Source organism: Rhodococcus sp. 2H158 (assembly GCF_053764755.1).
In genome coordinates this window covers 22774-47355 of sequence record NZ_JBSNCE010000024.1, presented here as the reverse complement: position 1 = coordinate 47355, position 24582 = coordinate 22774, and the positions used below count along the sequence as shown (strand labels likewise).

Below are 24582 nucleotides of genomic sequence, written 5' to 3'. Positions count from 1 at the left end.
CCGCCACGGCCTCAGGAGCCGGCGAGCGCGGCCTGCAGCTTCTGCACCACGGCGGGCGCCGGGTTCTGATTCTGGGCGTTCGGGATGTCGCTGTTGACCGCGACGAGGACGATGTCGCGCGTGTCCTGGTTGTAGCCGAAGTAGGTGTTGAAACCGGGCAGCTCGCCGGTGTGGCTGAGCCAGCCGTCGGCGTCGCCGAGACCGAGCCCGTACGCCGCGGTCGCGGTGTTCGGCGGCAGGCCGTACAGGAACGACGACATGCGCACGTCCTGGGTCTGCTGGTCGTAGAGCCCCTCGCCGGTGCCGATGGCCTTCGCCCAGATCTGCAGGTCGTCCAGGGTGGAGATCATCGCCCCGGCGGCCCATGCCCACGAGGGATCCCAGTTGGTGGGGTCGGTGGTCTGTCCCTCCGGCTGTCCCTGTTCGGTAATGCCTTCCAGGTGGGGGGAGGGGATCTCGTCGGTGTCGGGGAAGGAGGTCTCGCGCATCCCGAGCGGCTCGATGATCTTCTCGGTGATGTAGTCGCCCAGGCTCTGCCCGCTGACCTGCTCGACGACCAGGCCGAGGGCGATGAGGTTCGAGTTCGAGTACTCCCACTTCTCCCCGGGCGGGAAGTTCGGCGGCGCGCCGCGCACGATGTCGAGCAGCTGCTCGGGAGTCCAGGGCTTGGTCGGATCGCCGAAGAGCTGGTTCTGGAAGTTCTCGTCGAAGGTGTAGCTGGGGATGCCGCTGGTCATGTCGGCGAGCTGGCGCAGGGTCGCGGTGTCGCCGTTGGGCAGGCCCGGCACGTACTTGCCGATGGGGTCGTCGAGCGACAGCTTGCCGTCCTGCATCAGCTGGAGCACCGCGGTGACGGTGAACGTCTTGGTGATGCTGCCGATGCGCGTGTGGTCGGAGGCGGTCGGGGGCTCGGTGGAGTCCTGGCCTGCCGTACCGGAACTGCCGGTCCACTCGTAGTCGGCGGTGATCACCCGCGCGACGACGCCTGGGAATTTGAAGTCGTCGCGCACGTCGTCGAGCGCGGCCTGGAACTTCTCGGCCTGGGCCGAGTCGGGCGCGCGTGTGGTCGTCGTCGCGGAGTCCTCGGTGCCGGTGTCGGAGCCGCAGGCCGCGGCCACCATCACGAAGGCACTCATGGCGAGGATCGAAAGACGGCGCATCGCAGCTCCCAGAGTCGGCAGGATGACAACATCATCGGACCTCAGTGTGAACCCTGCACCGGCGCAGCGCGTGCAGTTCGATCATGAAAGCGGCGGCGGGCGCTCAGTTCGGTGCGGAGAAGAGGCCGGAGTAGTCGTACGGTCCGTGACGCCGGGTGTCCGCCTCGAGGTCGGCGGTGGTGTCCGGCTCGGCGGGCTTGCCGGGCTGAAGGAAGATCGGGTACTCGTGGGGCTGCATGATGTCCTGTTCTGTGGAGTGATGGGGGAGGGAAGGGTCAGTGGTCGCCGGGCGCCTCGGCGACGGTCCGCATGATTTCGTAGGCGCGGTCCGGATCGGTGTGGGGATCGACGATCGTCAGCGCGATCCGCGCGTCGTGTTCGCCGAACAGATACATCAGGTTCGACGGCTGTCCGGGAATCGGACCGGTGATCTCGATGCCGTCGACGTCGTCGATGCGGCGCTGGGCGGAGCTGACCGCGTTCCATTCGAACGCGATCCGTGCGACGGACCCGAGCCTCGGGGCGAGCGCCGAGATCAGGTCGTGCAGCTCCGAGGTGATGTTCGAGGTCCAGGGGAACCATGCGCCGTCGACGGACGATGTGGGCGCCCCGGCAGGGCGCAGCAGCAGCCGCGGGGTGCGCGTGGGCTCGGGGAACGGTTGCGTTCGTTCGGGCACCGACGAACCACGGCTCATGTCCGGGTGTGCAGGTACGGGCCTGCGCGTCATGGGACGCTCCTTGGTCGGCCGCGAATCGGCCGGAGGTTTTCCGATCGGGGCCCATCGGGCGGAAGCCCGACGCGAATTGCCCATCGATACCCGAAGCGTACACGAAGGGGTGAAACCGGGCGGCCGCGCTGTCGGCCCGGCCGGCCGTGGAACCGCGGCACGTGCACGCGGGCGGCGGTAATCTCGCTGGGTGGACGAGTTGAACGAGAACGGTGAGCCGTTCGAACTCGCGTCGGACGGCCAGGTCGACGTCACCCCGGAGATCGACGAAATCGGCGAGCTGCTGCGCAAGTCGGGCCGCAAGAACCTGGTCGCCGACGTCGACGAACCGTGGCGGCACGGGTATCCATACGACACGAAGATGACGCGACGGCAGTACGAGGCCCGCAAACGCAGGCTGCAGATCGAACTGCTCAAGCTGCAGGCCTGGGTCAAGGAGTACGACGAGAAGATCGTCATCATCTTCGAGGGCCGCGACGCGGCCGGCAAGGGTGGGGCGATCAAGCGGTTCACCGAGCACCTCAATCCCCGCGGCGCGCGGGTGATGGCGCTCGAGAAGCCCACCGAGCGCGAACGCACGCAGTGGTATTTCCAGCGCTACGTCGAGCACCTGCCGGCGGGTGGGGAGATCGTGCTGATGGACCGGTCCTGGTACAACCGGGCCGGCGTCGAACGGGTGATGGGGTACTGCACCCCGAACGAGTATCGCGAATTCACCCGCTCCGCACCGGAATTCGAGCGGATGCTGGTGCAGTCGGGGATCCATCTGGTCAAGTTCTGGTTCTCGGTGGGCCGCGAGGAGCAGCACGCGCGGTTCGTCGCGCGCAGCACCGATCCGGTCAAGCAGTGGAAGCTCTCGCCGACGGACCTCGCGAGCCTCGACAAGTGGGACGCGTACACCGAGGCGAAGGAGGCGATGCTGTTCTACACCGACACCCCGCACGCGCCGTGGACCATCGTCAAGGCGAACGACAAGAAGCGCTCGCGGATCGAGGCCATGAAGTGGGTGCTGCACCGCTTCGACTACACCGGCAAGGATCCGCGCGTGGTTCGCACCCCGGATCCGTTGATCATCGGCTCGCCCGAGACGGTGTACGACGAGGGGGAGCGCCCCTCGGAGTCCTTTCCGACGATGTGATCTGCGCCCGGCGGCCGCCGCGCCGTTTCGGGGTGCGGGAGACCGGGTAATGCGAGAGGGCCGCACCGGCCGAGGCCGGCCGACATCGAAAGGACGTCACACCGTGGGAAGTCCGGAAAAGCGCGATGACCGCGAAGAGCCCGTGGAGGCCACCGACCGCCCCGCCCCGGTCACCCGGGAAGACCTGGAGAACCTGGTGGACGACATGGAGAAGCGGGTCGAGACCGAGCGCGAGGAGGAGGGGGTCGAGGGCAGCGTCTCGGACCGCGAGGAGCAGAAGCCGATCGTGACGGGCGACGAGGCGCCGGACTGACCGGGCCGTGTCGTCACCGACCGGGAGCCGCCGATGCCCGACGCCATGACCCGTGCCTTCGTCCTGCTGCCGGGGGCCGGCTCGGACTCGTGGTACTGGCACCGGGTGGTGCCGCTGCTGCGCGAGTGTGGGCACGAGGTCGTCCCGGTCGACCTGCCGTACACCGATCCCGGCGCCGACCAGTACACCTACGCGGACGTCGTGGTGGCGGCCGGCCGGGACGTCGCGCGGCCGCCGACCCTGGTGGCGCAGTCGATGTCCGCGTTCACCGCGGTGATCGCCGCCGAGCGGATGTCCGTCGACGGACTGATCCTGGTGGCCCCGATGATTCCGGCGCCGGGTGAGTCGCCGGGGCAGTGGTGGTCGGCGGTGGGGCAGGCCGAGGCGAAGCGCGCGCAGGACGTCGCCGAGGGGCGCGATCCGGACGCGCCGCTGGATCCGCGCGAGTTGTTCTTCCACGACGTGCCGGCCGACGTGGTCGACGAGGCGTTCGCGCACGAGCAGCCGGACATGTCGGAGACGGCGTTCGAGCCGGCGTGGCGGGCGCAGCGGTGGCCGGACGTGCCGGTGCGGGTGATCGCGGGCCGCCACGATCGGCTGTTCCCGTTGCCGCTGATCCAGCGCCTCGCTCGCGAGCGGCTGGGCGTGGAGCCCGAGGTGATCGACAGCGGGCACCTGCCCGCCCTCGGCCGCCCGGCAGAACTGGCGTCGCTGCTGCTGCGGGAATGAGGATCCGCCGCCGGACGCGTTACCGGCTTCCGCTGCGGGACTTGCCGTTCGACGCGGTCGTCTCCTGGACGCCGGTGAACTGCGCCGCCACCGCGGCGGGCATCGCCTCGTAGCGCAGGTGCATCCGGGCGAACTCGGCGGTGCCCTGGGTGAGCGACCGCAGATCGACCGGGTAGCGGGCGAGTTCGAGCTCGGGGACCTCCGCGCGCAGCAGCGTCCTGCCCGGCTCGGCGCTCTCGGTGCCGAGGACCCGGCCGCGCCGGGCGGACAGGTCGCCGAGGACGGCGCCGAGGTACTCCTCGGGCAGGATCACCCGCACCGCGGCGACGGGTTCGAGCAGCTTGACCTCGGTGTGCGTGGCGGCGTCGCGCAGCGCCAGCCCGGCCGCGGTCTGGAACGCGGCGTCGGAGGAGTCCACCGAGTGCGCCTTGCCGTCGACGAGGGTGACGCGGACGTCGATGAGCGGGTTTCCGGTGGCCACACCCTTGGCGGCCTGCGCACGCACGCCCTTCTCGACGGACGGGAAGAACTGCCTGGGCACGGCGCCGCCGACGACGCGGTCGGCGAATTCGATGCCGCCGCCGATGGGCAGCGGTTCGACCTCGACGTCGCACACCGCGTACTGGCCGTGGCCGCCGGACTGTTTGACGAGCCGGCCGTGGCCCTTGGCCGGGGTCGCGAACGTCTCGCGCAGCGCCACCCGGTACGGGACGGCGTCGACGTTCACGCCGTGGCGGGTGCGCAGCCGGTCGAGGACGACCTCGGCGTGGGCCTCGCCCGTGCACCACAGCACCAGCTGGTGGGTGTCGGGGTTCTGCTCGAGACGCAGCGCCGGGTCCTCGGCGGTCAGCCGGGAGAGGGCCTGCGAGAGCTTGTCGTCGTCGCTGCGGCTGTGGGCCTCGACGGCCACGGGCAGCAGCGGCTCGGGCAGCGGCCAATGGTCCAGCAGGGTCGACGCCCCCGATTCGGAGAGGGTGTCGCCGGGCTGGGCGGTGACGAGCTTGGCGATGCACACCAGATCGCCGGCGACGGCCTCGGGCACCGGTCGCTGTTGCCGGCCGAACGGGCTGGTGAGGGTCGCGACGCGTTCGGTGGTGTCGTCGTCGCCGGCGGACCCGGCCAGCCGGATCGTCGTGTCGGGGCGCAGCGTTCCGGAGAACACCCGCACCAGGCTGATGCGCCCGACGTAGGCGTCGCCGGCGACACGGATCACCTGCGCCGTCAAGGGCGCCGCGGGATCGGCGGCGGGGGCGGGCGGGCGACGGTGGGTGGGGTCGGGGAAGGCCATCGCGACGAGATCGAGCAGTTCGGCGGCGCCGACCCCGTAGTCGGTGGTGGCGAGCGCGGGATGCAGTGCACAGTCGACGATCTCGTGCCGCAGCCCCTCGTCGAGGGATTCGGTGTCGAGGGCCTCGCCGGCGAGGTAGCGCTCCATGAGGGTGTCGTCCTGGCCGGAGATCGCCTCGACGAGGCTCTCGCGCGCGGCGCCTGTGTCCGGCACGGCGGCGGGATGGCCGTAGCCGCGGCCGGTGAGCAGATCGATCGAGCCGCACGGGCGGCCGCCGTCGAAGACCGGCACGTACACGGGGCGCAGGGTGTCCGGACCGAGGTCGAAGGCGTCGTGACAGGCGGTGAGCATCTCGTCGAAGTCTGTGCGGGCGACGTCGAGCTTGGAGACGACGATGGCGCGCGGGATCGCGGTCTCGGCGCACTCGCGCCACAGGGTGCGCGTGGCGGCAGAGATGGGATCTGTTGCGGAGACGACGAATACGGCCGCGTCGGCGGCGTGCAGTCCCGCGCGGACCTCGGCGTCGAAGTCCGGATGCCCGGGGGTGTCGATGATGTTGATCTTCACGCCGTTCCACTCGAGCGGCAGCACGGCCAGTTGCACCGAGCGGCGGTGCTGCTGCTCGATCGCCTCGTAGTCGGAGACGGTGGTGCCGTCGGCGGTGCGCCCGGCGCGGCCCACGGCGCCGGCGGCCAGGGCCAGGGATTCGGCGAGGGTGGTCTTGCCGACCCCGCTGCAACCGACGAGGACGACGTTGCGGATCTGTGCGGGGCGCTCGACGGCGGGCGCCCGTTCGGTGCGTGCGGCAGAGCGGTCGGGCATCGGCGACTCCTCCCGTGGCCTGTGCCAAGTGTAGGAGGCGGTTCCGCCGCCGTGGCGTCTTTCGGGATCGGCGGCGGTCCGAAAAGACGCCACGGGGGCGACGCTCGAGCTACTCTCAACCTGAACTTGAGGTTTAGGGAGGCCCTCGTGGTTGATGTTCAGCGCCCGGCACTCGTCCGCCTGTTCACGGCCGGGACGGCGCTCGCCGCCGTCTCCGTGCTGGGGGCGGGGGTCGCCGTCGCGGCACCCGGCACCGGGTCGAATTCCGGCTCGTCGGTGCCGGCGGCCTTCCAGGAGGACCCCGGCCCCCTGCCGGAGCTGCGGGACATCGCGACACCGGCCATCGTGGGGGAGACCCCGATCTCCGAACGCGCCGTGCGGCTGACCGTCGCGAGCCCCGCCCTGCGCCGCGACGTGGGCGTCGAGGTCCTGCTGCCCGCCGACAACTCGGCCCCGCGCCCCACCCTGTACCTGCTCGACGGGGTCAGCGCCCGCAACCACACCAGCGGCTGGATGAACATCGGCGGCGCGCCCGCCTTCTTCGCCGACAAGAACGTCAACGTCGTCATGCCCAACGGCGGCCGCGGCAGCCTCTACAGCGACTGGCTGCAGTCCGACCCCAAGCTCGGCCTGAACAAGTGGGAAACCTTCCTTACCGAGGAGCTTCCGCCGCTGCTCGCCGCGCGGCTGAACAGCAACGGGGTCAACGCGATCGCCGGGAACTCGATGGGTGGGCAGGCGGCCATGATGCTCGCCCACCGGCACCCCGAGCTCTACCGGGGCGTCGCCGCCTTCAGCGGCTGCTACTCGACGGGCGACCTGCTCGGCAGCGCCGTCGTGCAGACCAGCACCTCGTCGCAGGGCGGCGACGTCGTGAACATGTGGGGTCCGCCCGGCAGCCGGGAGTGGGCCGAGCACGACACCGTCGCGCATGCCGAGAACCTCGCCGGCAAAGAGCTCTACCTGTCCGCCGCGACGGGCGTGCCCGGCCCTCACGAGACGCCCGAGACCCCGGACCTGGCGCGCACCGTCGTCGCCGGCGGCATCCTCGAGGCCGGCTCGCGGATGTGCACCCAGCGGCTCGAGGAACGCCTCGGTGCCCTGAAGATCCCCGTCACCGTCACCTACGAACCCGTCGGCGTGCACGCCTGGGACTACTGGCGCGACCAGCTGCCCAAGGCGTGGCCGACGCTCCAGCGCGCCCTCGACACCCGGCCCTGACGCGCCGCGACGGGGCCGGTCCCGCTTCCCACGGCCCGACGGGGACGCGTCGTACGCTGCGTGTGAAGCACATCACTCGGCGGAGAAGGAACGACATGAACAACGTGCTCGACCGCACGAAGATCTACATCGGCGGCGAATGGGTGGACTCCGACGGCACCGGCCGGATCGACGTGATCGCCCCGGCCACCGAGGACGTCATCGCCGTCGTCGCCGAGGGCACGGCACAGGACGTGGACCGGGCCGTACGCGCGGCACGGGCGGCGTTCCCGGCGTGGTCGGCGCTCACCGGCGCCGAACGCGGTGCCCACCTCGGCAAGGTCGCGGCCCTCATGGCCGAGCGCATCGACGATCTCGCCGCGCTGGTCTCCCGCGACATGGGCATGCCGGTGACGCTGGCCAAGCCGGTCCAGATCGGCATGCCGCTGAAGAACATCACCCGCTACGCCGAACTCGCCGCGACCTACGACTTCGACGCCGGCGAGGTGGGCAACGCCCTCATCGTGCGCGAGCCGATCGGTGTCGTCGGCGCCATCACGCCGTGGAACTACCCGCTGCACCAGGTGGTCCTGAAGGTGTTCGCCGCCCTCGCGGGTGGCTGCACCGTCGTGCTCAAGCCGACCGAGGTGGCGCCCCTGATCACCTACGCGCTCGTCGAGATCTGCGACGAGGCGGGCCTGCCGCCCGGCGTGTTCAACCTCGTCAGCGGGTACGGGCCGGTCGTGGGGGAGGCCATCGCCGCGCATCCCGGCGTGGACATGGTCTCGTTCACCGGCTCCACCCGCGCCGGCAAGCGCGTCGCCGTCGTCGCCGCGGAGACGGTGAAGAAGGTGGCCCTCGAACTCGGCGGCAAGTCCGCCAACGTCATCCTCGACGACGCCGACCTGACCCGGGCCGTCACCGACGGCGTGGCCCAGTGCTTCCTGAACTCCGGGCAGACCTGTTCGGCGCTGACCCGCATGCTCGTCCCCGCCGAGCGCATGAACGAGGTGGCCGCCCTCGCCGAACAGGTCGCGCGGGCCTACACCGTCGGCGATCCCGCCTCGGCCACCACCCGGCTCGGCCCGCTGGTCAACGCCAACCAGTTCAAGCGCGTGCGGTCCTACATCGACCAGGGCATCGAGGAGGGCGCCGAACTGGTCCTCGACGGCCGCGAAACCGGCCTCGGCACCGGCTATTTCGTCGGGCCGACCGTGTTCGCGAACGTGACCGAGGACATGACGATCGCGCGCGAGGAGATCTTCGGTCCGGTGCTGTCGATCATCGGATACCGCGACGAGGACGACGCCGTGCGCATCGCCAACGACAGCGACTACGGGCTCTCCGGCGGGGTCTGGTCTGCCGACCGCGCCCGGGCCGAGCGGGTCGCACGACAGCTGCGCACCGGGCAGGTCTACATCAACGGGGGCGCCTTCAACACCGACGCACCGTTCGGCGGCTACAAGCACTCCGGCGTCGGGCGCGAAGCCGGCGTCTTCGGTCTCGAAGAGTTCCTGGAGGTCAAGGCACTCCTGCGGTGAACGTATGGGGTACGTCACGTTCGGGTACCGCAGAACGATAGACGGGAAGACAGGATCGGTTTCCCCGACAGGGAAAGCGCGGAGGGAGCGGACGATGTACATCATGCCGCCGGACCCGAGTGGCGGGTCCGCGGGCAACCTGGACGTTCCCCCGCGTGGCCTGCGTGAGGTCATGGAAGGCCAGCTCCCGGACCTCGCGGCCTGCGCGCGGCTGCTGTCCGTCGGTTCCGAGCACGCGGCCCCGGTCTTCGATCGGGCGCTGGCGCGTGCGGTCGCGACGTGGCGGGGCCCGATCGGTCCCGAACTGTGCGCGTACGCCGTGTCGTGGTTCGTGTACCTGTTGCACGCCGAGACGCCCGCGCATCGGCGCGCGGAAGGCTGCGGCGACGACGCCGTCCTGTTCTCGACGTTGCCGCCGGTCGAGCAGATCGCCCTCGTGCTCGGTGAGTTCGAGGAGCTGCCGCCGGCGGGCATCGCCGCCGTCGCCGGCCGCGCGTTCGCCGAGTTCGAGCTGGAGACGCCGCAGCCGGCCTCGGTGCGGGACGGCCTCCTGCATGCGAGGCGCTGACCGCCGTACCTGCGTTCGGGCGGCCACGGCTCTTCGGGCGGCGACGACGACGCGGCCCCCGCACCGATCCGGTGCGGGGGCCGCGCGAAGTCGTCGGGTCTAGGAGGACAGGCGGGTGCGTCCGAGGCGGAGCAGCGTCATCGCCAGGGTCTTGCCGTCGGCGCCGAGCTCGGCGAAACGGTCGAGGACCCGCATCTCGTGGTTCTGGGCCTGCCGAGCGGTCCCGGACTCCTTCGCAGCGATGCCCGCCCGGCGCGACAGCTCGCTGCGGCGCTCGATCGCCTCGAGGATCTGCGCATCGAGCGTCCCGATCTCGTCGAACAGTCGACCGAGGTCTTCCTGGGCCGAAACCACCTCGCGGGCGGACTCGAAGCCAGGCGAATCAAGCTGGACAGTCATGCAGATTCCTCCGGTCTCGTCTGGATCGTCGATGATTGTGTCGTTCCCGTCGGCGCCAGTGTTACTCATCCGTAGACAAGATTTTCGTGTCCCGCGTCCGGCGGCCGGCCAACGTGAGTTGAACACCTTTTGAACTGGGCTTTATGTCCGCCCCGTGGCATTTGTGGCAATGGTCACACCATCGGGTTTCCGCCTCGTCCGGCCCTCGGACGTAGGGTCGAAGGTCCCTTCTCCACCGTGGACGCCCGCCCCGGCGCGTGTCGTGAACCACAATCCGCAGGCCCTGCGGTAGCGTTCCCCACCTACCGGCAACCGGTCGGGGCGGTGGGATCCCCGGCGCTTCCGGAAGGGGAACTCAGTGGGACGGGTGTTTTGTGCACGGCACCGATGAAGACGAGTCCGACGCCGTGCCGCTGATCCGCCCGGAGGAATGGCCGCCCCCGAAGTTCAGCGCCCGGGTCGCCGCCGCGATCGCCCTCGCCGGTGTCGTGATCCTCGTCTCGCTCTGGCGGGCCTGGGATGCCGGGCAGGCGGGAGCCTGGGCGGTGACCCGGTTCTTCCTCATCCTGTCCGGCCTGATGGCCCTCACGGCGCTCTTCGGATACGTGTACTGGCGTCCGCGCCGCGGCGACCCCGAGATCCGGTTCGTGGAGTCCCGGGGCCGCGGGGCCACCGAGATCCGCGCTTCCGGCGCCGTCTTCCACCTGATGGGGGCGATGACGACGAGCGCGGCGTTGCTCTCGCTCGGCGCGGCCGTCGAGATAGTCCTGTTCGACGACGGCGTCCCGTGGGTGAGTGTGCTGCTCGCCGCCTTCGGGCTGCCCTGCGCGGCGTTCGTCGTGGAGGTGCTGCGCGGGGGGATCCGCCGAGGGGCGCTGCTGCTGACCGCGGACGGGATCCGGCAACGCGGCTGGACCATCGAGTCGTATCTGCCGTGGGTCTCGGTGGCCGGGGTGCACGCCGTCCATCACGGATTCCCCGAGATCTGGGTGCTGGGCACGCCGGCCGCCGCCTGGGCGCGACGACGGACCAGCCGGCTGTTCCGCCTGGACCGGTTGCCCCGCGAACCGGTGATCGAGGTCGACTCCCGCAAGTTCGACGGCGACCCGGTGCTGCTGTATCGGATGCTCGACTTCTACGCGAGAAATCCGCAGGCCCGGGCGGAGCTCGGGTCGGCCGCGGCGGCCGACCGCGTGCACCGGGGCGACCTGAGCGACCCGGCCTGACGGCTGCCCGTCTTGCGCCGCAGTGCCACCCGACTGTGTTGCGGCTCACTGCTCCGGTAGCATCGAGGGCAATAAATGGCACTCGGTGCCGTTCCTGCGAGAGATGGGACGTGAGATGAGCACTCCGGAACGGATCGTCGTCGTCGACGGTGCGCGTACCCCGGTCGGCAGCTTCGGCGGCGCGTTCAAGGACGTGCCGGCCCACGAACTCGGCGCGACCGCCGCGAAGGCGGCCCTGCAGCGCGCCGGCGTGGCGGCGGAGGACATCGACGAGGTCGTCATGGGCTGCATCGGGCAGGTCGGCCCGGATGCCTACAACGCGCGTCGCGTCGCGCTGGCGGCCGGGCTGCCGGTCTCGGTGCCGGCCTACACCGTCAACCGGCTGTGCGGCTCGGGCCTGCAGGCGATCTGGTCGGCGGCGATGCAGATGCGCTGGGGCGGGGTGGATCTGGCCCTGGCCGGCGGCGACGAGAACATGTCCCGCATGCCGTTCTACGACTTCGGCGCCCGCTCCGGCTACAAGCTGGGCGACCGCACCCTCGTCGACGGCACCGTCGGCATGCTCACCGACCCGTTCCACGGCATCCACATGGGTGTCACGGCCGAGAACGTCGCCCGCGAGTACGGCATCAGCCGCGAGGCGCAGGACGAGTTCGCCGTCGAATCGCAGCGCCGCGCGGCCACCGCCGCTGCCCGCGCCGCGTTCGCCGAGGAGATCACCCCCGTCGAGATCGGCGGCCGCAAGCCCGTCACCGTCACCACCGACGAGCACCCCAAGCCCGACACCACCGTCGAGACCCTCGCGAAGCTGCGCCCGGCGTTCGCCGCCGGCGGCACGGTCACCGCCGGCAACGCCTCGGGTATCAACGACGGCGCCGGCGTCGTCGTCCTCGCCCGCGAGTCCGTCGCGCAGGAACGGGGCCTGGGTGGGCTCGCGGTGATCGAGTCCGTCGCCACCGCCGCGCTCGAGCCGGAGTTGATGGGCTACGCGCCGGTCCTCGCCCTGCAGAAGCTGTTCGAGCAGACCGGCACCACCCCGGCCGACATCGACACCATCGAGCTGAACGAGGCGTTCGCCTCGCAGGCCGTCGCCGTGATCCGCGACGCCAAGCTCGACCCGGCCCGCACCAACCCGTACGGCGGGGCGATCGCCCTCGGTCACGCGGTCGGCGCGACCGGCGGCATCCTGACCCTGCGGGTGGCCAAGGACCTGGTGTGCCGCGACCTCGAACTCGGCATCGTCACCATGTGCATCGGCGGCGGCCAGGCCCCGGCCGCCCTGCTGCGCCGCGTGCGCTGAGTCGGGCCGCTCCGCGGCCGGTGCTTCCTTTGGGCTGCTGCAGCAGCCCAAAGGACGCACCGCTCAGATGGTCCGTTCGTGACCGGCCCAGTAGGGGGCCCGCAGGGAGCGCTTGAGGATCTTCCCGGTGGGGTTGCGCGGCAGCATGTCGACGATGTCGATGGTTGCGGGGCACTTGAACTTCGCCAGGTGCCGGCGGGTGTAGTCGATGAGTTCCTGCTCGTCGGCCTTCTGGTCCGGGGCGAGCACCACCACCGCCTTGACCGTCTCGCCCCACTTCTCGTCCGGGACGCCGATGACCGCGACCTCGGCGACGGCCGGATGTTCGACGAGGACCCGCTCGACCTCCGGGCAGTACACGTTCTCGCCGCCGGTGATGATCATGTCCTTGAGCCGGTCCTCGATGAACACGAAGCCGCCGTCGTCGACCCGGCCCATGTCGCCGCTGCGCAGCCAGCCGTCGGTCGTGATCGTCTCGGCCGTGGCGTCGGGCCGGTTCCAGTACCCGGGGGTGGTCTGCGCCGAGCGCCACCACAGTTCGCCGATCGCGCCCGGGGCCGCGTCCTCGAGCGTGGCCGGATCGACGATGCGCATCTCCACGCCGGGAATGGGGGTACCGGCCGACGCCATCCGCGCCTCCTGCGCCGGATCGCGGTGCACCTCCGGCAGCAGCGCCGTGATCACCCCGGCGAGCTCGGTCATGCCGTACACCTGGACGAATTCGGTGTCCGGCCACGCGGCGAGCGCGCCGCGCAGCAGCGGCAGCGGCATCGGCGCGGCGCCGTAGGTGATGCGCTTGAGGCGGGAGAACGCCCCGATCGCGTGTGCGCCCGCGCCGAGGACGGCCGCGATCACGGGCGGCACCAGGAAGGCGATGTTCGCGCCGGCCGCGAGACCCGTGAACAGCGACGGCGCGTCGGCTTCCCGGGTGAACACGCACCGGCGGCCGTCGTGGATGCCCATGATCGCGTAGCAGGTGCCGCCCACATGGAACAGCGGCATCGCCACGAGCAGGCAGTCGCCCTCCGTGAACGGAAGCACCGCGAGGACGTCCTCGGAGTGCGCGAACAGGTTGCGGTGCGTCAGCTGCACACCCTTGGGCCGGCCGGTGGTGCCGGAACTGTAGAGCAGCAGCGCGGTGGTCTCGGGCGCGACGTCGGGCAGGGTCGCCGGCGCGGCCGCCGCGAGCCACGGCTCGAACTCGTCGTTCTCCCCGCCCACGACGACGATCTTCTGCACCGTGGACAGCCGGGGTCGCAGCGACTCGATCTCCTGCGCGAATTCCGCTCCCACGAACAGGATCCGGGCGCGCGAGTCGTTGATCACGTAGTCGAGTTCGTCGCCGGCGAGCCGGAAGTTCGGGATGGCGTTCGCCGCGCCGAGCGCGGAGGCGGCGAAGGTGACCTCGAGGCACGCGAGGTTGTTCTTGTCGACGAATGCGACGGTGTCGCCGGGTCCGACGCCGTCGGCGGCGAGGGCGCCGGCGAGGTGGAGCAGTCGCTCGTGCCACTGCGCCCACGTGTGGGTGCGGTCGAGGTACTGCACCGCGACCTCGTCCGGCTTGGTCTGCGCCCAGTGCGCGACGCGGTCGAGGATGACGGACGGGGCGGGGACGGACATGCGTGAGCCTCCTGGGGGAACAGGTGCCGCCGTGTGGCGGGTGTCACACAGGTTATTGCCGGCGGGGCGTGGCGTCTCGGAATCGGACGTATCGCCGCCGGGCGGGTCCCGTGGTCCGGCTCCGCGAGGTCAGGGCAGGCAGGCGGCGTAGCCGCCGGCCTCGAAGGCGGCGGTGTCGCAGTACGCGGCCCGCGGGTAGTAGGGACCCATCGTCGCGGCCGGATCGCCGCCCTGTGCGGCCTGCACGGACTGCGGGTAGAACGCGTCGGCCGGCAGCATGTTCCGGTAGAGCAGAGTCTTCTTGGGGAGCTCGGTCGAGCCCCACGGCAGCACCGTCACCGTCGGATCGGCCGTGGCGCGGGCGGGAACGTCCTGGGGTGCCGCGACGACGTAGGTGAACCAGCCCTCCGCGTCGGTCGCCGTCTCGAAGTCGGCCGCGCACGCGACGACCGGGTACGGGGTGACCTGGTCGTTCTGGCACATCGACCAGTACCGCACCTGGCGGCCGGGCGTGGTGACGGGCTCGCCGGCGCGGGTGTCGGGGAACGTGGGGGCCTTGCCGCGCACGACGAGGATCCGGCCCGGCTGGTACGTCAGCACGGAGCCGATGTACTTGTTGTCGCCGTTCGGGAACAGCCCGGACGTGGTGGCCGGGCTGACGAAGGTCGCCTCGGGGTTGTTGCCGGGGAAGGCGCCGGACGCCGCGCCCTCGACGATGCGGTCGACGGCCGCCTCGGCGGCGCGCTCGACCGGTCCGCTGCCGTAGTCGGCGGGGTCGAAGTCGGAGCTGCACGTGGGCACCGGCACGGCGCGCCCACCCTGGTGCAGCGTCACGTCCGGTAGCGGGACCCCGCCGGTCGGGGAGGCCGGGTCGTCGGGCACATAGACCCGGACGATGAGGAATCCGGCCGGTGCGGTGGGCGACCCGCCGGTGGGCAGCGCGCCGATCTCGTTGCGGGCGTGGTCGGCCGGACCGGTGACGACGGTGGCGCTCCAGCGCCGGGCCGACGCGGGCAGCCCCTCGGCGGCCGCGTCCGCGAACGGGTTCCCGCTGCCCGGATCGGGCGCGATCTGCGCGTCGCGCAGGGTGTCGACCGTGTCGAAGTTCGTTCCGTAGGTGTTGAGCGAGAAGTACCGGGCCGCCGGATAGGTGCCGTGCAGTTCGATGCTGTCGCCCGGGGCCAGCGCGTACGGCAGCACCCAGTAGGTGGCATCGACGTCGGGGAACGCGATGTCCAGCACGGTCGAGTCGGACCGGAACTGCCACGCGCACGACCCGACGGGTTCCTGGGCCGCGGAGGTCGCGGGCGTCAGCAGTGCGTGCGCCGCCGCGAGCAGGCCGACGAGCACGGCGGTCCGTCGCCGGCCGCGCACGGCCGTCGCAGGATCGGGTTCGGCCGTCGAACGATCGGGTGCGGCCACAGGAACTCCTTCGCCGGGGGCCTGGTCCTGTCGCATCATCTGTACCGGAAACGGGCAGGCCGGGACTGCGGTTCGGGGAAATTCGCGATCGACGCCGTGCGTCTCGACGGCCGCGGTCGGGGCCCGGTGCCGGCGACGGTGCCCTCGTCGACGGGGGCCGCGACGAGGTGCTGGACCCGGCCGTCGACGCGTCTGTGCGGTGCCGCGGGGAGAGGCGATTGGGGTGTCGAGCGGCACAGGGCTTACAGTTGCGTCGTGCAACACAAGCGGGAGGTTGCGGCGCAGTCCGCAGCGGCCGGTGTATCCGAGGTATACGACGAGTTCGTGTACCTGATTCGCCATCTCACGGCGGGGGAGCGCGCCCACGACGACGTGCTCTCGCTGGCGCAGCATTCGATGCTCGGCTTCATCGACCGCAACCCGGGCTGCCGAGCCACCGACATCTCGGATGCGTTCAGCGTGAATCGGTCGACCGTCTCCCGTCAGCTGCGCAGCTGCATCGACGCCGGGTTGGTCCAGGCGCAGGCCGGACCCACCCGGCTCGGCCACCCGCTCCGGCTCACCGACCGGGGCCGCGAGACCCTCGCCCGCACCGTCGCCGGACGTCACGACGAGATCCGCGCGGCGCTGACCGGCTGGGGCCAGGACGACATCGATCGGTTCGTCGACATGCTGCGCCGCTTCCGCCAGGGAGTGGAACACCGGTCCACTGCCCGCCCCGACCACAACGAGGGAGACGCTCGTGCGTGAGTACACCACCCCCGCTCAGTTCACCGTCGGCGACGACGAATCGGTCGTCCGCACGGTCTTCACGCACGCGGAGAAGACTCCGCACCGCGTGATGTACTCCCGCCCGGAGGGAGAGGACTGGGTCGCCGTCACCGCACGGCAATTCGCCGAGCAGGTCTCGGGGGTCGCCAAGGGCCTCGTCGCGGCGGGCGTGCAGCCCGGCGACCGGGTGGCCCTGCTGTCGGCCACCCGCTACGAGTGGGCGCTGTTCGACTACGCCATCTGGGCCGCCGGCGCCGCCACGGTGCCGATCTACGACTCCTCGTCCACCGAGCAGATCCGCTGGATCCTGCAGGACTCCGAGGCGGTCGTCGCCGTCGTCGAGACCGCGCGCCACGAATCGCTGTTGGTCGACATGCCGGACACCCTGCGCCGCACGCTGCGGATCGAGGGCGGCGCCGTGGAGACGCTGATCGCCGAGGGTGCCGGCGTCGACGACGCCCAGCTGCAGGCCCGCCTCGACGGCATCCGCGCCGACGACCTCGCCTCGCTGGTGTACACCTCGGGCACCACCGGCCGGCCCAAGGGCTGCATGCTGACCCACCGCAACTTCTACAGCGAGGTCCGCGGCATCCTGACCGCCTCGATCGGTGAGGTGGCCAAGCCGGGCAGCCGGGTACTGACCTTCCTGCCGCTCGCGCACGTGCTGGCCCGTGCCGTCTCGCTGGCCGTCTTCGAAGGCGGTGCGGCGCAGGCGCACTGGTCGGACTTCGGCACCATCTCCGCCCAGTTCGAGCGCTACGCCCCGAACACCATCCTCGGCGTGCCGCGCGTCTTCGAGAAGGTGCGCGACGCCGCCGCACGCAAGGCGGCGGCCGGCGGCAGGTTCAACGCGGCGATCTTCGCGTTCGCCGAGGAGACCGCCGTCGCCTACAGCGAGTCGCTCGACCACGGCGGTCCGTCGTTCGTGCTCAAGGCCAAGCGCAACATGGCCGACAAGCTCGTCTACGCCAAGCTGCGGCAGGCGATGGGCGGTGAGTGCTGGTTCGCGATCTCCGGTGGCGGCGCCCTGAGTCCCCGTCTCGGCCACTTCTTCCGCGGCGTCGGCGTCCCGATCTACGAGGGCTACGGCCTGACCGAGAGCACCGCCGCGCACAGCGTGAACGTGCCCGGCGCCCAGAAGATCGGCACCGTCGGCCAGCCCATGGGCGGCAACAGCACCCGCATCGCCGAGGACGGCGAGATCGAGCTCCGCGGCGGGGTCGTGTTCCAGGGCTACTGGCGCAACGAGAAGGCCACCGCCGAGGCCTTCCACGACGGCTGGTTCCGCACCGGCGATCTCGGCGAGATCGACGAGGACGGCTACGTGAGCATCACCGGCCGCAAGAAGGACCTCATCATCACCGCCGGCGGCAAGAACGTCTCGCCCGGGCCGCTCGAGGACCGGATGCGCTCGCACACGCTCGTCTCGCAGGCCGTGGTCGTCGGCGACGGGCGCACCTTCATCACCGCGCTGCTCACCGTCGACCCCGAGGTGCTCGACAACTGGAAGGCCGAGAACGGGAAGGCGCCGACGGCCACCATCGCCGACCTGCGGCACGACCCGGCGCTGCACGACGCGCTGCAGTCCATCGTGGACGATGCCAACTCGATGGTCTCCCACGCCGAGGCCATCAAGAAGTTCGTCATCCTCGACCGGGACCTCACCGAGGAGACCGGTGAGCTGACGCCGACACTGAAGATCAAGCGCAACGTCGTGACCGAGCGCTTCGCCGCCGACATCGAGAGCATGTACGCGAAGTGACGCGCGGCCGGCCGAGACGCTCAGGCCTCGTCGGCTGCGGAGGGATCCGGGGCCGGCGCCACAGCGGCGAGCAGGGCCGCGAACCGCTCGTTGCCGGGCAGATCGTCGAGCAGCACGGTCCTGCCCTTCTCGTCGGCCAGCGGGATCCGCCAGTTGGGGTACTCGTCGGTGGTGCCCGGCTGATTCTGGCTGCGCCGCTCACCGACCGCGTCGGCCAGCGACACCCCGATCAGCGCCGACGGACTCGCCGCGACGAACCGGTGCAGTGCCTCGACGGTCCGCTGCTCGTCGGCGTCCTCGTCGAGCAGTTCGCGCTCCCGCAGCACCGCCAGCACGGCGTCGCGTTCGGCGGCCGCGTCGGCGGCCTCGGTCTCCAGGTCCCGTTCGAGCAGACCCAGCTCGGATCGCAGCGTGATGTGTTCTCCGGCAAGGAAACCCGACGTCGGTGGCAGGTCGTGCGTGGTGACCGACGTCAGGCACAGCTCCCGGTAGCTCTCCGGGGGCCGAGGGTCGTCGCCGTCGCGCTCGAACCACAGGATCGACGTCCCGGCGATACCGCGGCGGGCCAGGTACTCCTGTACCCAGCTCTCGAACACGCCGAGGTCCTCGCCGATCAGCACGGCGTCGGCCCGGTGCGCCTCGAGCGCCAGGATCCCGATGAGGGCCTCGTGGTCGTACGTGACGTACGTGCCCTGATCCGGCGTGCAGCCCTCCGGGATCCACCAGGTGCGGAACAGGCCCAGGATGTGGTCCACCCGCAGGCCGCCGGCGTGGCGCAGCGCGGTGCGCACCACGTCGCGGTAGGGCCGGTAGCCGAGCTCCGCGAGCCGGACCGGATGCCAGGGCGGCTGGGTCCAGTCCTGACCCTGCCGGTTGAAGTCGTCCGGCGGCGCACCGACCGTCATGTCGCGGATCAGGGCGTCGCCGAGCGTCCAGGCGTCGGCGCCGTCGGGACGGACACCCACCGCGAGGTCGTGCACGATGCCGACGTCCATGCCGGCGGCGCGCGCCGCGGACTGCGCCTCGGCGAGCTGCTCGTCGCACAGCCACTGCAACCAGCAGTGGAACTCGATGCGCTCGGCCAGCTTGGTGCGCTGCCGCGCGACGTACGGCTCGTCGGGAGTCGCCGCCAGGGTCTCCCAGCGGGCGCTGCGGTCGCCGAACTTCTCGGTGAGCGCGCCCCACAACGCGAAGTCGGTCAGCGCGTCCCCGCCCGCGGCGCGGAACGCGTCGAACTCCGCCTGCCGCGCCGGGCTGCGCGGCACCCGGAACACGTGCCCGAGCACGTCCAGCTTGGCCCGGAACGCGGCGTCGCGGTCGATGCGCTTGTCCTTGCGGTTCGACTTGGCGAACTTCCCGGCGTACGCCTCGAGCGTCTTGCGGTGCTTGCGCGGCAGGAACGCCGCCTCGCGGATGTTCTCCACCCGCAGATAGATCGGGTGGACGAACCGCCGCGAGCTCGGCAGGTACGGCGACGGCTCGAGCGGCGGCTGCGGCTCGCCCGCGTGGACGGGGTTGACGAGCACGAAGTCACCGCCGTCCACCGAGGCGGTGATCGCGGCGAGGTCCGCCAGGTCCGCGAAGTCGCCGACGCCCCACGACCGCTTCGAGCGCACCGAGTACAACTGCGCGGCCAGGCCCCGGCGACGTCGCTCGAGGAGCCGGTCGGCGGTGCCGAGACGCGCGGGTGTCACCACCAGGGTGGTCTCGGCCTCGGTGTCGTCGCTGCGGGCGTGCAGGGTGTGCCACCCGAGCGGCAGGTCCGGGACGGCGAACGTCGCGCGGCCGACGAGCCGGCCGTCGACCTCCCGCGGATCGACCCACACGTCGCGCTGCGCGACGTCGACGACGTCGCCGTCCTCGGTGCGCACCTGCACCTGCACCGGAGTGCCGTGAGGCACGTGCACGGGGAAGGTGCGCTCCTCGCCCTGCACGACCACCAGGACGGGTGGCAGCATGCGCCGCCACGGCTCGTTCGGCAGATCCGCGAGGACGGCGTCGATCTCCGCCTCGGTGCCCGCGGACACGCCCAGGGAGGCCAGGACCCGGCGCAACGTGTCGTCGCTCGCGTAGTGGTCCTGCTTGTCCCACCCCACATACGAGGTGGCGATCCCGAATCGCTCGGCCAGTTCACGCAGCTTCACCGTCGATGTCACGACACCCGATCATGCCAGGTCGCGGACCACTCGGCAGACCTGGCGATGTCAGTTGCGGACTGCGGGGCCGAGGTAGGCGAGCACGGCCAGGACGCGGTGGTGCTCGTCGGGTTCGGGGGGCAGACCGAGCTTGTCGAAGACGGCGCGCACGTGCGCGCCGACGGTGCGTTTCCCGAGGGACAGGGCGGCTCCGATCGCCCGGTTCGAACGGCCTTCGACCAGGAGGGTGAGGACCTCCCGTTCCCGGGGGGACAGTTCGTCGAGGGCCACCCGGTCGCGGTGCGGCCGCGAGACCAACCGGCCGACCACGTCGGGATCGATCGCCGTTCCGCCCGCCGCGACGCGGTGCAGCGAGCCGAGGAACCCGTCGATGTCGGAGAGGCGGTCCTTGAGCAGGTACCCCAGACCGGCGGTCCCGCCGGCGAAGACGTTCATGACGTTCTCGGTTTCCACGTACTGGGACAGCAGCAGCACGGCGGTGCCCGGGAAGCACCGGCGAATGGTGAGGGCGGCCTCGATGCCCTCGGTGGTGTGGGTGGGAGGCATCCGGATGTCGACGACGGCGAGGTCCGGGCGCTGCTCGCCGACCAGCTGCAGCAGGGCCTGCGCGTCCGCGGCCTGGCCGACCACCTCGATTCCTTCGTCGTGCAGCAGGCCGGCGATGCCCTCGCGGAGCACCGCGGAGTCGTCGGCGAGCACCACCCGGAGGTTCACGACGGCTCCCCGGATGTCCCGGTGGTGAGGGGAAGGGACAGCGTCAGCGTCGTTCCGCCCCCCACGGGACTGTGCACGGTGAGCACCCCACCGAGGGCCGTGGCCCGGTCCGCCAGTCCGCTCAACCCACCGCCGGCGGTCAGCGTCGCACCGCCGCACCCGTCGTCGGTGACGACCATCCGCAGCATCCCACCGTCCCGGCGAAGGTCGATCTCGATGTGGGTGGCGCCGGAGTGCTTGGTGGCGTTGGCCACCGCCTCGGCGGCGATGAAGTAGGCGGCGAGTTCGACAGAGGCGGGAGCCCGCACGGTGAGGGTGTCGACGATCTCCACCGGCAGCGGCGCGCGCTCGGCCAGGGCGGTCAGCGCGGCGGCGAGCCCGTGTTCCTGCAGCACCGGGGGATAGACACCCCGGGCCAGTTCCCGCAGCTCCACCAGCGCCGAGTCCAGTTCGGCCGTGCCCTCGTCGAGCAGCTCCTGCTTGCGCTCCGGCTGGGATGCCCGCTGCGCACGCCGCAACAGGATCGTCGCGGCAACCAGGCGTTGCTGCGCGCCGTCGTGCAGGTTTCGTTCGAGCCGCCGCCGTTGGGCGTCCCCGGCGGCGACGATCCGCTCCCGGGACCGGCGGACCTCGGCGAGCTGAGCCTGCAACTCGGACTGGAGGCGCTGGTTGTCCAGCGCGAGGGTCGCGGCGCTGCGCACCGCCGCGAGCAGTTGCGGCTGATGTCGCAGCGACCGGTCGTACACCAGCGCTCCGACCGGGACGCCGTCGCGTTCGAGGACGGTCGCCGCGCGGGGGCCGTCGTCGTCCGGCAGGCTCTGCGGCTCCCCGTTCGCGTCGAGGTAGCTGTTCCACTGTGGTGACCACGACCACAGGATCAAACCGGGGTCGCGCAGTGCCTTGCGCAGCGCGTGGACGAACTCGTCCCCGAGCGGGGCCGCGCCGACCTCGATCATCACGTCGCTGACCGCGCTGCGCGCGACCCGGTAGCGCCACAACCCGATCAGCACCGCCAACGGAAACAGCGCGGTCGCCAGGTAGCTCAGGTAGGCCGTCCACACGTTCCCCACGCCGGAAGACCGCGCCGTGACCAGCCCCGTTCCGATCACCGTGGCGAATCCGAGAATGCCGGCGATCCACAGGGGCGCGAACGCGGCCCGGTAGGCCGGGGACCCCGACCGCCAGCGGGCCAGCAGCACGCCGATCACGACCACACTGATGCCGATGGCAATTGCGCCGAAGACGAGCTGCAGCCCCCTGAAGATCGCCGGGTCGTCCCGGACCAGCAGCAGGTTGGGCGCGGTGAAGCGTTCTGTGCCGACCATCACGGAGGGGTTGTAGAACATCAGATCGAGCAGGACCGAGACCAGGAAGTACACATAGCAGCCCCCGACGAACCACTGTTCCCACCGCCGGTTCAATCGCCCCGTCGGAAAACCGAGCAGGATATGGATCAACACCGGGAGATACATCACCGTCAGCGCCGCGCCCACGGTGAAGACGACCGGATTGCGTGACGCACCGCCCCCCTTCACCAGCCACAGCACCCCGGCCAGCACCATCAGCCGTCCCGTGTTGTCGTCCGGGCGGCTCCGCCACGCGATGATGCCCGCCGCGACGAAGGCGACGCCGACCGCGGGGAATGCGACCAGTTCCGCCGGGCCGACGGGCGGACCGCCGGGCCAATCGAGCGACACCACCACCACCGCGACCACCAGCAGGGTGGTCACGGCGACGATGGCCGGCACTGTTCGACGACTCACGACGAGGCCTCCGATCCTCGCTCCCAGCATCCCGCTCCCGGCCCCGCCGGACCACCGTGCTGGCACTGTTCGACCATCTCGGCCGTCACGTGATTCGGCGGCAGCGCCTGCCCGGAGATCCGTACCGTGCCTGCACGGAGCCTCAGCCGGTGTCTGCACGGTGCGCTCCGCGCCGGACCGGCGCCAGGTCGGCGGACAACCGCGCCGCAGCGGTTCCGCCGACGATCCCCGAGGGGTTGAATAGAGGAGGTGGGCCGCTTCGGGAGGTGGTGGCGGTGAAGGGGAACGGGGCTCCCGGGCCGGGTTCGGTATTTGCCGGGTACAGCATCGAGCGGCTGCTCGGCGCGGGCGGCATGGGTTCGATCTACCTGGCGCAGCACCCGCACCTGCCACGCAAGGTGGCCCTCAAACTCCTCCACCCCGCCTTGACCGCCGACGACAGCGTCAAGGCCCGCTTCGAACTCGAGGCCGACCACGCCGCTCGCCTCGAGCACGCCAACATCGTCCAGGTCTACGACCGCGGCTGCGAGGACGGCCGGCTCTGGATCGCCATGCAGTACGTCCCCGGCACCAACGCCGCCGCGCTGCTCGGCCACGGGCCCGTCCCACCCGAGCGGGCAGTCCACATCGTCTCCGAGATCGGCAAGGCGCTCGACTACGCCCACCAGGCCGGGGTGCTGCACCGGGATGTGAAGCCGACGAACATCCTGCTCGCCGAGCCCGCCGGCCCGGGCGAACCCGAACGGGTCCTGCTCACCGATTTCGGCATCGCCAAGGCCCTCGACGAGGCGGGCGGGCTCACCCGCACCGGGATGTTCGTCGGCAGCCTGCAGAATGCCGCACCCGAGCAGTTCGACACCACCGTCGCGCTCGACCACCGCACCGACATCTACTCGCTCGGCTGCACCCTCTACCACCTGCTCACCGGCCGGCCGCCGTATTCCGGCGACACCCTGGCGAAGCTGTGGCACGGGCATGTCCGCAGCCCGATACCCCGGCCGAGCGAGGCCCGGCCCGACCTGCCGAGGGCGTTCGACGCCGTCGTCGCGTGTGCCCTCGCGAAAGACCGCAACGACCGCTACGACACCTGCAGGGAACTCACCACCGCCGCCCGGAACGCCCTCACGTCCGAGACCACGACCACCGTCCCCGCGCCGGCAGCCGACGACACCCTGGCCCGGACGGTGGCGGTGGACGCCGCGTCACCGAGCAGGGTCGACGCGACGCGGCGCGCGACGCGGCGCGGCGACCGCGCGGCACCCCTGCGGGTGGTGCTCGCCGACGACTCCGTGCTGCTGCGCGAGGGTATCGCCCGGCTGCTGTGCGACGAGGGGATCGACGTCGTCGGCGAGGCCGGCGACGCCGCCACCCTGCTCGGTCTCGTCGCCGACGAGCGGCCCGACGTCGCCGTCGTCGACATCCGGATGCCGCCGACCCACACCACCGAGGGAATCGTCGCCGCGGCGGCCATCCGTGCCGACCACCCGGACACCGCGGTGGTACTGCTGTCGCAGTACGTGGAAACCGACCACGTCATGAATCTGCTCGCCGACGGGGCCGCCGGCCTGGGCTACCTGCTCAAGGATCGGGTCGCCGACATCGACGAGTTCGTCGACACCCTGCACCGGGTCGCCGAGGGCGGCTCGGCCATCGACCCCAGCGTGGTGAGCCGGATGGTGGCCCGGCCCCACCGCGACAGCCGTCCCATCGACACGCTGTCCACCCGCGAACGCGAGGTCCTCAGCCTCATGGCCGAGGGCCGCTCGAACCGGGCGATCGGGGCGGCCCTGTTCCTCGGAGAACGCACCGTCGAGGCGCACGTCCGGGCGATCTTCCTCAAGCTCGGCCTGCACCCCGAACCCGAGGACCATCGACGCGTCCTGGCCGTGCTCAAGCATCTCGAGGCGACCACCCCGTGAACCACCCCGGCCGCCGAGTGCCACGCCGGGTGCCCGCGTTGCG

21 protein-coding genes are annotated in these 24582 nt (G+C 71.2%); 11 read left to right on the top strand and 10 right to left on the bottom strand.

The window, feature by feature from the left end:
- Positions 1-11: 11 nt before the first annotated feature.
- The 3 genes from ACWPOB_RS21765 to ACWPOB_RS21755 all read right to left on the bottom strand — a co-directional run bounded on the left by ACWPOB_RS21765 (position 12) and on the right by ACWPOB_RS21755 (position 1888).
- Positions 12-1160, bottom strand: coding sequence for a serine hydrolase domain-containing protein (locus ACWPOB_RS21765; protein ID WP_455402079.1), 1149 nt, complete (start codon positions 1158-1160; stop codon positions 12-14).
- A 103-nt stretch (positions 1161-1263) separates the two neighbouring features.
- Positions 1264-1398 carry a hypothetical protein gene (locus ACWPOB_RS21760; protein ID WP_455402078.1) on the bottom strand — a complete coding sequence of 45 codons (135 nt, stop codon included), beginning with the start codon at positions 1396-1398 and terminating at the stop codon, positions 1264-1266.
- Positions 1399-1435: 37 nt separating this feature from the next.
- Positions 1436-1888: a DUF5994 family protein gene (locus tag ACWPOB_RS21755; protein WP_455402077.1), complete on the bottom strand. Its 453-nt coding sequence runs from the start codon at positions 1886-1888 to the stop codon at positions 1436-1438.
- Between the two features lie 190 nt (positions 1889-2078).
- Here ACWPOB_RS21755 and ppk2 point away from each other — a divergent pair, with 190 nt between their 5' ends.
- From ppk2 to ACWPOB_RS21740, 3 genes are all read left to right on the top strand, one after another.
- On the top strand, positions 2079-3026 hold the full coding sequence (gene ppk2, locus ACWPOB_RS21750) for a polyphosphate kinase 2 (protein WP_072634924.1): 948 nt from the start codon (positions 2079-2081) through the stop codon (positions 3024-3026).
- A gap of 103 nt (positions 3027-3129) precedes the next feature.
- Positions 3130-3339: a hypothetical protein gene (locus tag ACWPOB_RS21745; protein ID WP_100056134.1), complete on the top strand. Its 210-nt coding sequence runs from the start codon at positions 3130-3132 to the stop codon at positions 3337-3339.
- Positions 3340-3372: 33 nt separating this feature from the next.
- Positions 3373-4068, top strand: a complete 696-nt coding sequence (locus ACWPOB_RS21740; RefSeq protein WP_455402076.1) for an alpha/beta fold hydrolase — start codon at positions 3373-3375, stop codon at positions 4066-4068.
- A gap of 19 nt (positions 4069-4087) precedes the next feature.
- On the opposite strand, the gene ACWPOB_RS21735 is transcribed toward ACWPOB_RS21740, so the two are convergent.
- The gene (locus ACWPOB_RS21735) at positions 4088-6178 is read right to left on the bottom strand and encodes an elongation factor G-like protein EF-G2 (RefSeq protein ID WP_455402075.1); all 2091 of its coding nucleotides are present in this window, start codon (positions 6176-6178) and stop codon (positions 4088-4090) included.
- 147 nt (positions 6179-6325) lie between these two features.
- On the opposite strand from ACWPOB_RS21735, the gene ACWPOB_RS21730 reads away from it, so the two are divergent.
- The 3 genes from ACWPOB_RS21730 (at position 6326) to ACWPOB_RS21720 (ending at position 9487) form a co-directional block, all read left to right on the top strand.
- On the top strand, positions 6326-7399 hold the full coding sequence (locus tag ACWPOB_RS21730; RefSeq protein ID WP_455402074.1) for an alpha/beta hydrolase: 1074 nt from the start codon (positions 6326-6328) through the stop codon (positions 7397-7399).
- A gap of 95 nt (positions 7400-7494) precedes the next feature.
- The gene (locus ACWPOB_RS21725; RefSeq protein ID WP_455402073.1) at positions 7495-8919 is read left to right on the top strand and encodes an aldehyde dehydrogenase family protein; all 1425 of its coding nucleotides are present in this window, start codon (positions 7495-7497) and stop codon (positions 8917-8919) included.
- Positions 8920-9013: 94 nt separating this feature from the next.
- Positions 9014-9487, top strand: a complete 474-nt coding sequence (locus ACWPOB_RS21720; RefSeq protein ID WP_455402072.1) for a hypothetical protein — start codon at positions 9014-9016, stop codon at positions 9485-9487.
- Between the two features lie 99 nt (positions 9488-9586).
- On the opposite strand, the gene ACWPOB_RS21715 is transcribed toward ACWPOB_RS21720, so the two are convergent.
- Positions 9587-9886: a chorismate mutase gene (locus ACWPOB_RS21715; protein ID WP_006939464.1), complete on the bottom strand. Its 300-nt coding sequence runs from the start codon at positions 9884-9886 to the stop codon at positions 9587-9589.
- A gap of 374 nt (positions 9887-10260) precedes the next feature.
- Between ACWPOB_RS21715 and ACWPOB_RS21710 the strand changes: the two genes are divergently transcribed.
- Together ACWPOB_RS21710 and ACWPOB_RS21705 are read left to right on the top strand one after the other, a co-directional pair.
- Positions 10261-11112, top strand: a complete 852-nt coding sequence (locus tag ACWPOB_RS21710; RefSeq protein WP_455402071.1) for a hypothetical protein — start codon at positions 10261-10263, stop codon at positions 11110-11112.
- 115 nt (positions 11113-11227) lie between these two features.
- Entirely contained in the window at positions 11228-12412 is a 1185-nt protein-coding gene (locus ACWPOB_RS21705) for a thiolase family protein (protein ID WP_455402070.1), read from the top strand.
- Between the two features lie 63 nt (positions 12413-12475).
- Here the strand turns inward: ACWPOB_RS21705 and ACWPOB_RS21700 are convergent, their stop codons facing one another.
- The gene (locus ACWPOB_RS21700; RefSeq protein ID WP_455402069.1) at positions 12476-14032 is read right to left on the bottom strand and encodes a long-chain-fatty-acid--CoA ligase; all 1557 of its coding nucleotides are present in this window, start codon (positions 14030-14032) and stop codon (positions 12476-12478) included.
- A 129-nt stretch (positions 14033-14161) separates the two neighbouring features.
- A complete protein-coding gene (locus ACWPOB_RS21695; protein WP_455402068.1) occupies positions 14162-15454 on the bottom strand; it encodes a hypothetical protein in 1293 nt (430 codons plus the stop codon).
- A 255-nt stretch (positions 15455-15709) separates the two neighbouring features.
- Here ACWPOB_RS21695 and ACWPOB_RS21690 point away from each other — a divergent pair, with 255 nt between their 5' ends.
- Together ACWPOB_RS21690 and ACWPOB_RS21685 are read left to right on the top strand one after the other, a co-directional pair.
- Entirely contained in the window at positions 15710-16204 is a 495-nt protein-coding gene (locus tag ACWPOB_RS21690; RefSeq protein ID WP_006939453.1) for a MarR family winged helix-turn-helix transcriptional regulator, read from the top strand.
- The gene (locus ACWPOB_RS21685; protein WP_455402067.1) at positions 16197-17987 is read left to right on the top strand and encodes an AMP-dependent synthetase/ligase; all 1791 of its coding nucleotides are present in this window, start codon (positions 16197-16199) and stop codon (positions 17985-17987) included. The genes ACWPOB_RS21690 and ACWPOB_RS21685 overlap by 8 nt, the downstream gene beginning before the upstream one ends.
- A gap of 20 nt (positions 17988-18007) precedes the next feature.
- Here the strand turns inward: ACWPOB_RS21685 and malQ are convergent, their stop codons facing one another.
- Genes malQ through ACWPOB_RS21670 form a run of 3 tightly spaced genes read right to left on the bottom strand, consistent with a single transcriptional unit; the run spans position 18008 to position 22620 of the window.
- The gene (gene malQ / locus ACWPOB_RS21680; protein ID WP_455402066.1) at positions 18008-20143 is read right to left on the bottom strand and encodes a 4-alpha-glucanotransferase; all 2136 of its coding nucleotides are present in this window, start codon (positions 20141-20143) and stop codon (positions 18008-18010) included.
- Between the two features lie 48 nt (positions 20144-20191).
- Positions 20192-20857, bottom strand: a complete 666-nt coding sequence (locus tag ACWPOB_RS21675) for a response regulator transcription factor (protein ID WP_455402065.1) — start codon at positions 20855-20857, stop codon at positions 20192-20194.
- Complete coding sequence (locus ACWPOB_RS21670; RefSeq protein ID WP_455402064.1) at positions 20854-22620, bottom strand: sensor histidine kinase; 1767 nt, start codon at positions 22618-22620, stop codon at positions 20854-20856. The genes ACWPOB_RS21675 and ACWPOB_RS21670 overlap by 4 nt, the downstream gene beginning before the upstream one ends.
- Positions 22621-22886: 266 nt before the next feature.
- On the opposite strand from ACWPOB_RS21670, the gene ACWPOB_RS21665 reads away from it, so the two are divergent.
- Complete coding sequence (locus ACWPOB_RS21665) at positions 22887-24539, top strand: protein kinase domain-containing protein (RefSeq protein ID WP_455402063.1); 1653 nt, start codon at positions 22887-22889, stop codon at positions 24537-24539.
- Positions 24540-24582: the final 43 nt, after the last annotated feature.